7 protein-coding genes are annotated in these 7952 nt (G+C 64.2%); 3 read left to right on the forward strand and 4 right to left on the reverse strand.

Going from position 1 to position 7952, the window contains the following annotated elements; genetic code table 11:
* The first annotated feature begins 109 nt into the window (after positions 1-109).
* Both PG896_RS19935 and PG896_RS19940 read left to right on the forward strand, forming a co-directional pair.
* Positions 110-1324, forward strand: coding sequence for an aromatic amino acid transporter (locus PG896_RS19935; RefSeq protein ID WP_270836126.1), 1215 nt, complete (start codon positions 110-112; stop codon positions 1322-1324).
* Positions 1325-1521: 197 nt separating this feature from the next.
* Positions 1522-2742 (forward strand): aromatic amino acid transporter, encoded by a 1221-nt coding sequence (locus tag PG896_RS19940; protein WP_270836127.1) that lies wholly within the window; start codon positions 1522-1524, stop codon positions 2740-2742.
* 60 nt (positions 2743-2802) lie between these two features.
* Here PG896_RS19940 and PG896_RS19945 read toward each other — a convergent pair whose 3' ends face one another.
* Positions 2803-3207, reverse strand: a complete 405-nt coding sequence (locus tag PG896_RS19945) for a g-type lysozyme inhibitor (RefSeq protein ID WP_270836128.1) — start codon at positions 3205-3207, stop codon at positions 2803-2805.
* A 309-nt stretch (positions 3208-3516) separates the two neighbouring features.
* Between PG896_RS19945 and PG896_RS19950 the strand changes: the two genes are divergently transcribed.
* Complete coding sequence (locus tag PG896_RS19950; protein WP_134697335.1) at positions 3517-4071, forward strand: hypothetical protein; 555 nt, start codon at positions 3517-3519, stop codon at positions 4069-4071.
* 196 nt (positions 4072-4267) lie between these two features.
* Here the strand turns inward: PG896_RS19950 and PG896_RS19955 are convergent, their stop codons facing one another.
* From PG896_RS19955 to PG896_RS19965, 3 genes are all read right to left on the reverse strand, one after another.
* The gene (locus tag PG896_RS19955; RefSeq protein ID WP_216983778.1) at positions 4268-5368 is read right to left on the reverse strand and encodes a polyamine ABC transporter substrate-binding protein; all 1101 of its coding nucleotides are present in this window, start codon (positions 5366-5368) and stop codon (positions 4268-4270) included.
* Positions 5369-5403: 35 nt separating this feature from the next.
* Positions 5404-6432: a histone deacetylase family protein gene (locus PG896_RS19960; protein WP_270836131.1), complete on the reverse strand. Its 1029-nt coding sequence runs from the start codon at positions 6430-6432 to the stop codon at positions 5404-5406.
* Positions 6433-6572: 140 nt separating this feature from the next.
* A complete protein-coding gene (locus PG896_RS19965; RefSeq protein WP_270836132.1) occupies positions 6573-7583 on the reverse strand; it encodes an AraC family transcriptional regulator in 1011 nt (336 codons plus the stop codon).
* Between the last annotated feature and the right edge of the window lie 369 nt (positions 7584-7952).

The raw sequence follows: 7952 nt of genomic DNA on the forward strand, positions 1-7952 counted from the left end.
GGATTTAGGGACTCAGAATACTTTTTTCTGAAAATCAAGGCGGCCTTCCCCGGAAAGCCGCGATGAACCTTTTTTTTCACTGCTCTGTGAAAGATTTGGAGTGACACACATGACATCAACACCGTCCGTCATCGGAGGGGCCTGCATCATTGCCAGCGTCTGTGTCGGTGCCGGCATGCTGGGGCTGCCGAGCGCGGGAGCCGGGGCCTGGACCAGCTGGTCAACCCTCGCCATCATTCTTACCATGGTCGTCATGACGGTTTCAGGCTGGATGCTGCTGGAAGCCCTGAAACCCTACGCATTGACCGCCTCCTTCAACTCGGTGACCAAGGATCTGCTCGGTCACAGGATCAATCTCTTCAACAACCTCACCGTCTATTTCGTGGGCGGCATTTTGCTCTATGCCTACATCACCTCGTCGGGTCTCATCCTGGGCGGCCTGCTGGGCATCAATAGCCAGCTGGCCTCGGTGTTGTTCGTGCTGGTGTTCTCCTGGTTCGTCTGGCATTCGACCCGGGCGGTGGACAGGATTTCGGTCGTCCTGATCGTCTTCATGGTGCTGAGTTTCGTGTTCGGGGTCTCCGGGCTTGCCAGCAAGGTCGACACCGCCAAGCTGTTCAACTCCTTTGCCGAGGAGCTGGGCCGCGCCCCTTACGCCCTGGCCATGCTGCCGGTGGCGCTCACCTCCTTCGGTTACCACCATTCGGTGGCCTCGATGCGCGCCTACTACGGCGAGGAGCACAAGGCCAAGCAGGCGATCCTGGGGGGCACCCTGATCGCGCTGGCCCTCTACCTGCTGTGGCTGCTGAGCATCTTCGGCAACCTGCCCCGCAGCGCCTTCGGTCCCGTCATCGCCAAGGGGGGCGACGTGGACGTGCTGCTCAGGGCGCTGGCCTCGGTGATCGAGTCCAGGCAGGTCTCCCAGGCCATCAACCTCTTCTCCATGGCGGCCATCCTTTCCTCCTTCATCGGGGTGGGGCTGGGGGTGTTCGACTACCTGGCGGATCTGTTCAAGTTCGACAACAGCCGCCAGGGGCGCGCCAAGTCCTGGGCCGTGACCTTCCTGCCGCCGTTGGCACTGTCGCTCATGTTCCCGTTCGGCTTCGTGGTGGCCATCGGCTACGCCGGGGCGGCGGCGACCGTCTGGGCCTGCATCATCCCCGCCCTGCTGGCGAAGAAGTCCCGGGAGCTGGCCCCGGAAGAGGTGGGCTTCAGGGCCCCCGGCGGCCAGCCCATGATACTGGCGGTCATCGTCTTCGGGGTGCTGACCGCCATCTTCCACCTGATGGCCATGGCGGACCTGCTGCCCGTCTACACCGGATGACCCGGGTGGTCTGAACCTGGCCCCGTCCCGGACATGTCGTGGGGATGGGGCGCAGGATCCGGCTCGTTTCCCCCCATTTTCCCTCCGGATTTGATACCCGGAGGTATGCAGGGTAAAGTCCCTCGCGCCAGCAATGGCGAACGCAGGAGAAGCACGGCGGTGTGCCGTGACCAGTCGACAATCCGTTTGGGGGAGTAATGGAACAGAAACCATCGTTGGTGGGCGGGGCATGCATCATTGCCGGCGTCTGTGTGGGGGCCGGCATGCTGGGGCTGCCGAGTGCGGGGGCGGGCGCCTGGACCCTCTGGTCCATGCTCGCGGTGGCACTGACCATGGTGGTGATGACGGTCTCCGGCTGGATGCTGCTGGAATCCTATCGGGGCTATCCCCTGCGCGTCTCCTTCGATACCGTGACCCGGGATCTGCTGGGGGAGAAGGTCAACGCCCTCAACAACCTGAGCGTCTACTTCGTCGGCGGCATCCTGCTCTACGCCTACATCACCTCGGCCGGCCTCATCATCGACGGCATGACGGGGATGGGCAGCCAGTTATCCTCCATCCTCTTCACCCTGGTCTTCTCCCTGCTGGTGTGGCACTCCACCCGGGCGGTGGATCGCATCTCCGTGCTGCTGGTGATCCTGATGGGGCTGAGCTTTGCCTTCGGCATCTCGGGCCTGTCGATGAACGTGCGCCTCGATCTGCTGCTCGACCGGGTGGGTAGTGAAGTCAGCTATGCCCCCTATGCCCTGGTGATGCTGCCGGTGGCGCTCACCTCCTTCGGCTATCACCACTCGGTGTCGTCCATGCGCGCCTACTACGGCGAGGAGAAGCGTGCCAGCCGCGCCATCCTGGGGGGCACCCTGATCGCGCTCGCGTTTTACCTCGTCTGGCTGGTGAGCGTCTTTGGCAACCTGCCCCGCAGCGAGTTCGGCCCGGTGATCGCAGAAGGGGGCAACGTGGACGCCTTGCTCAAGGCGCTCGGCTCGGTGATCGAGTCCAGGGCGGTGGCCAGCGCCCTCAACGCCTTCTCCATGGCGGCCATCCTCTCCTCCTTCATCGGGGTGGGGCTCGGGGTGTTCGACTACCTGGCGGACCTGTTCAAGTTCGACAACAGCCGCGGCGGCCGCGCCAAGTCCTGGGCGGTGACCTTCCTGCCACCCCTGGTGCTGTCGCTCCTGTTCCCGTTCGGCTTCCTGGTGGCCATCGGCTATGCGGGCGCCGTGGCGACCCTGTGGACCTGCATCATCCCGCCGCTGCTGGCCTGGAAGGTGCGGGCGGCCCGGCGCGAGGAAGAGGGCGAGGGCTTCCGTGCCCCCGGCGGCATCTTCATGATTGCCCTGGTGATCCTGTTCGGCGTGCTGACCGCCGTCTTCCACCTGCTCAACATGGTGGACCTGCTGCCCGCCTACAAGGGCTGACTCGTCTGGTTATAAAGCAAAACGGCGCCTTCGGGCGCCGTTTCTCATGGGGCAAGACGGTTACTGGATGCTGATCGACAGGGTGTGGGGCACCTGCTCGCCGCGACGGGCGGAGGCGCGCATCTGGTAGACCTGGATCAGATACTTGCCGGAGCTGGGCAGGGTGGCTTGCCACAGGCCATTGCCATCATTGCGACCCAGTGCCTCGGCCTGACCCGGGATGGCGCCGGGGGCGAAGACATTGAAGTTGCCGTTGCTGCTGCCGGCGATGGTGACCTTCATGGTCTGCCCGGCCTTGGCGACCAGGGTGTAGTGGATGGTGTCGTAGCCCGAGAAGTTGCCCTTCACCTGGGTGCTGTGGGCCCCCTTGGCAAACTGCACGGGCACAGTGGTGATCTTGTCGGCGGCCTGTGCGCCGGCGGCCATGGCCATGGTCAGCAGGGCCGCCGTGATGGCTCTTTTCATTCATTCCCCCTTGTTCGTTCAACGGATCCCCTCGCCGGGGCCTGGTGACAAGATAGCCCCAGGGGGGCCAGGGAGCCAGAGGTCTGCTCCTGTGGCCAGGTTGTCCAGGGGAGGGGCCGGGAGGGGCTATAGTCAGACAGATGGCGCCCCGGGTTCAACGCAGTCCCCCGGGCTGCGATCCCGTGACGTCATCTGTCGATCACCCCGTCCCCCACCAGACAGCTGCTGCCCGGCAGCATGGCCGCCATGGTAGTCAGGCCCTGTGTGATCCCTCCAACCAACCGGGAGACAGACGTTATGTGCAAGCACATGTCCACCCTTGGAGCGCTCGCGGCCATTGCCCTGGCCGGCCTGGCGCAGGCCGAAGAGATGGCCGATGGCGCGGCGATGACAGACGAGGCGATGATCGCCAGCGCCATGGCGGCGGCCCCCGCCAAGGTCGGTGCCAATGCCGCCATCGTTGCCATGGGCGCCGATGGCAAGATGCGCACCCTGCGCGAGGGCAAGAACGGCTTTACCTGCATGCCCGACAACCCGGCCACGCCGGGGCCGGACCCCATGTGCATGGACGCGGCCGCGATGGCCTGGGCCCACGCCTGGATCAGCCACGAGCCCCCGCCCAAGGGCAAGATCGGCTTCATGTACATGCTCAAGGGCGGTACCGATGCCAGCAACACCGACCCCTACGCGACCCAGCCCACCGCCAGTAACAACTGGTTGCAGACCGGGCCCCATGTGATGATCGTCGGCGCCGAGGACGCCTTCTACGATCAGTACCCGAAAGGCCCTTCCCCTGACACCTCGGCCCCCTACATCATGTGGTCGGGGACCCCCTATCAGCACCTGATGGCGCCGGTGGAGTAGCGGCTGTCGTGCCATTGCGGGATCGGCCACGATCGATCACCAAAAGCGCCCTCCAAAGGCGCTTTTTTTGTGGCGGGGTGGTGGCAGCGTCACTGACACTGATGACCGATCCCCCTGCGCCTATGGCAGGCGTGGGCTGATCGGGTGACAGGAGATGCAGAAAGGGGCCTGATGGCCCCTCTTTGCATCGGTCGGATCAGACTCCCGACTTGATGGTGGTCCAGATGCGGGTGCGTGCCCGCTCAGCCTTGGCGGGCAGCGGCTTGAGGGGGAAGAGGTGCGTCATCCCCTCGGCGGTGGGCACCAGGTCCGGGTTGTCGCGGATCTCGCTCTTCACCAGGCCGATGCCCTCCTTGTTGGGGTTGGGATAGCCGGTCTTGTCGCTGATGGGGGCGATCACCTTGGGTTGCAGCAGGAAGTTGATGAACTGGTAGGCCTCGTCGACGTTGGGGGCATCCTTGGGGATGGCCAGCATGTCAAACCAGATGGGGGCCCCTTCTTTGGGCTGGCGCATGGCCACCTTGACTCCGTTGCCGGCATCCTTGGCGATGTTGCCGAACTGGTAGAAGCTGCCGGAGTAGCCCACCGCCACGCAGATATCGCCGTTGGCGATGTCGTTCATGTACTTGGACGAGTGGAAGTAGCGGATATAGGGCCGGACCGACAGCAGCAGCTCCTTGGCCTTCTCGTAGTCCGCCGGGCTGGTGCTGTTGGGGGGCAGGCCCAGATAGTTGAGGGCGATGGGGATGATCTCGGCAGGGGAGTCGAGCAGGGTGATGCCGCACTTGGCGAGCTTGCTGGCGTACTCCTTCTTGAAGATGAGATCCCAGCTGTCGACCGGCGCCTGGTCACCGAGCGCCTCCTTCACCTTGTCGACGTTGTACCCCATGATCACGGTGCCATACATGTAGGGCACGGCGTGCTCGTTGCCGGGGTCGTTCTCCTGCAGCAGCTGCATCAGCTTGGGATCGAGGTGCTGCCAGTTGGGCAGCTTGCTGCGATCGAGCTTGAGGAACACCCCCGCCTGCACCTGCTTGGCCAGGAACATGTTGGACGGGACCACCACATCGTAGCCGGAGCGGCCGGCCAGCAGCTTGGACTCGAGCGCCTCGTTGGTGTCGAAGACGTCGTAGGAGAGTTTGATCTGGGTCTGGGCCTTGAAATCGGTCAGCGCCTGGTCGGTGATATAGTCGGACCAGTTGTAGACATGCAGCTCTCCGGTCCTGGCCTGGACGGCGGGAGAGAGCAGGGAGCCAGCCAGCAGGCTGGTGGCAAACAGGCGGGTGAGTGTCTTCATGACAATAATCTCCATGTTGCAAAAACGGTCGCAAGTCAGCGTTGTTCAAACCCTTCCAGCACATTCACGGCATTGATGCCGATGGCCTCCACCGCATAACCCCCCTCCATCACAAACAGGGTCGGCAGATTCAGCGCCCGGATGCGCTCGCCCATCTTCAGGTAGTCCGGGCTGGTCAGCTTGAAGCGGGAGATGGGGTCCAGCTCGAAGGTGTCGACCCCGAGGGAGACGATCAGCACCTCGGGCTGGTAGTCGTCGATGGCCTGGCAGCCCTGCTCCAGGGCCGCACTCCACACCGGCCAGTCACTGCCGGCGGGCAGCGGCAGGTTGAGGTTGTACCCCTCGCCTGCCCCGGCGCCTGTCTCGTCGGCATAGCCGAGGAAGAAGGGGAACTCGATGGCCGGGTCGCCGTGGAGGGAGACAAACAGCACGTCGCTGCGCTCGTAGAAGATCGACTGGGTGCCGTTGCCGTGGTGATAGTCCACGTCGAGGATGGCCACCCTGCGATAACCCTGATCGAGGAAGGCCTGGGCCGCGATGGCGGCGTTGTTGAGATAGCAGTAGCCACCCATAAGGTCGGCGGCCGCGTGGTGGCCCGGGGGGCGGCACAGGGCAAACGCACTGTCCGCGCCGGACGCGATATGGTGCTGGGCGGTGAGCGCCACCTGCGCCGAGCTGTAGGCCGCCTGCCAGGTGCCGGCGGTGATGGGGACGCCGGCATCGAAGCTGTAGTAGCCAAACTGGCCGTGCACGCTGTCCGGTTTCTGCTGGCGCAGGGTGCGGGTCGGCCAGGTGTAGGGCAGCAGATCCCCCTCCTGACCGAGGGCTGCCCAGCGTGCCCAGGCCCCCTGCAGAAAGTCGAGCATCCCCTGATCGTGCACCCGGGCGATCGGTTCCAGCCCCCAGTCCCTGGCCGGTTTTATGGGGCCGAGCTGGCGTGCCAGCACGCGCTCGCGGATGAAATCGGCCCGCTCCGGCTTCTCGAAGCAGGGCATCAACTGACCGTCGATCAGCTCGCATCGTCCGTGGTGCAGATGGTGATCATCGCTGTAGATGGTGAGCATTCCGGCTCTCCTTTTGCTGGGTTTACGGAAGTGACGGCACCATTGTTGGGGAGTGTTGCAAAACTGTGAATGCTGGCAGCGGCCAAAAGGGGATAGATCAGGCCAATCTGGGCGGCCTGATTGTCCCTTTTATGCGCACCTCAGTGGCGAAACTGGCTGGGGGGCACCCCGCTCCAGCGCTGGAAGGCGTGGCGAAAGCTGGCACTCTCGCTGAACCCCAGCTCCTCGGCAATCTGGTAGATGGCGTGGTGCTTCTCTGCCAGCAGCTGCTTGGCGCGCTCGAAGCGCAGCTCGTCGAGCAGCTCCTGATAGTTGGTGCCCATCTCATAGAGGTGGCGGCGCAGGGTGCGGGCGGAGCAGTGCATCTGGTCGGCCAGCGCTTCCAGTCGCGGCGGCGCCGACAGCTGGGTGCCGAGCAGCTCGCGTACCCGCTCCAGCCAGCGCTGGCGGGTGTTGAATTCGGCGTTGAGCTTGCGACAGCGCACCAGCATCTCGTTGTGGGTGACCGGGTTGGCGAGGGGCAGCCGCGTCGCCAGGGCACGGGTATCGATGGCAAAAGCATCCTGTTCGCCGTCGAAGCTAATGTGCGGGCCGAAACTGGTGCGGTAACTGCCGGAGTAGGCGGTCTCGGACTGACTGAACTCGGCGCGGCGCACCGGCAGCGGATGGCCCACCAGATCGCTGCAGGTCTGGCGCAGGGAGGCCAGGCACATCTCGATATTGAAGCGGCGCAGGTCCTCCCGCTGGCGATAGTCGCTGGCACAGATCCAGGCCAGATCGCCCTCGATGCGCAGCTGCAGGTGGAAGTAGGTGCCGAGCAGGGAGGGGTAGGCGAACATCAGTTGCAGGGCCTCCCCCAGGGTCGCGCTGGAGATGGCGGCATAGCCGAGCAGGCCATAGGCCGAGATGTGCATGCGCTGCCCCAGCCTCAGCCCGAGATCCGGGCAGCGAGACAGGCCGTTGGCGCACACGGTCAGCTCCTGGTGACGGGTGATGCGGGCGTCGTTGTTGTGCACGTCCGCCGCCTCGATACCGCTGTGGGCCAGCAGGGCGGCGCTGATCCGCTCCTGCTGCGGGGGGGAGGCCTCCTGGCACAGGTACTCGAGCGCCAGCGAGACGACGTGCAGGGTCGTGAGCTGTGATTCCAGCATGGCAAATTCCTTCATCCTTGAATGGAAATGGCAAGGAACCACTGTATCCGGAAAAACCGCCCAAGCGCCAAGGATCCCTGCATCCAACGTCGTCTTGTCAACACAGGCTGACATAAATGGCGTCTATTGGCGCCAAGCAGCATGTGCCCAAGCCACCGCCCCTGTAGGTTCGATTAGCGAAGCGTAATCGGACGAACGAGAGGCTTTTGTCCCGGTTGCTGTTGTAGGTCAGCGGTGGCCAGCCGGAAGGGGGAAATGCGGCTGGCCGTGATAGCGGGAGGAGCGATTTACGCGTATCTATTCACCAGGACGGGGTTGACGGCATCAGTTCTGCCGGGATGGGATAATCTGTCTTCTCGATGCACGCCC

It is taken from the genome of Aeromonas sp. QDB30 (assembly GCF_027707645.1).
In the GTDB taxonomy this organism is placed as follows: Bacteria; Pseudomonadota; Gammaproteobacteria; order Enterobacterales; family Aeromonadaceae; genus Aeromonas; species Aeromonas caviae.

Excerpts from the sequence above, each read along its gene's own strand:
- PG896_RS19955 (WP_216983778.1), bottom strand. The coding sequence starts at position 5,368 with ATGAAGACACTCACCCGCCTGTTTGCCACCAGCCTGCTGGCTGGCTCC.
- PG896_RS19935 (WP_270836126.1), top strand. The coding sequence starts at position 110 with ATGACATCAACACCGTCCGTCATCGGAGGGGCCTGCATCATTGCCAGC.
- PG896_RS19940 (WP_270836127.1), top strand. The coding sequence starts at position 1,522 with ATGGAACAGAAACCATCGTTGGTGGGCGGGGCATGCATCATTGCCGGC.
- PG896_RS19965 (WP_270836132.1), bottom strand. The coding sequence starts at position 7,583 with ATGCTGGAATCACAGCTCACGACCCTGCACGTCGTCTCGCTGGCGCTC.
- PG896_RS19960 (WP_270836131.1), bottom strand. The coding sequence starts at position 6,432 with ATGCTCACCATCTACAGCGATGATCACCATCTGCACCACGGACGATGC.
- PG896_RS19950 (WP_134697335.1), top strand. The coding sequence starts at position 3,517 with ATGTCCACCCTTGGAGCGCTCGCGGCCATTGCCCTGGCCGGCCTGGCG.
- PG896_RS19945 (WP_270836128.1), bottom strand. The coding sequence starts at position 3,207 with ATGAAAAGAGCCATCACGGCGGCCCTGCTGACCATGGCCATGGCCGCC.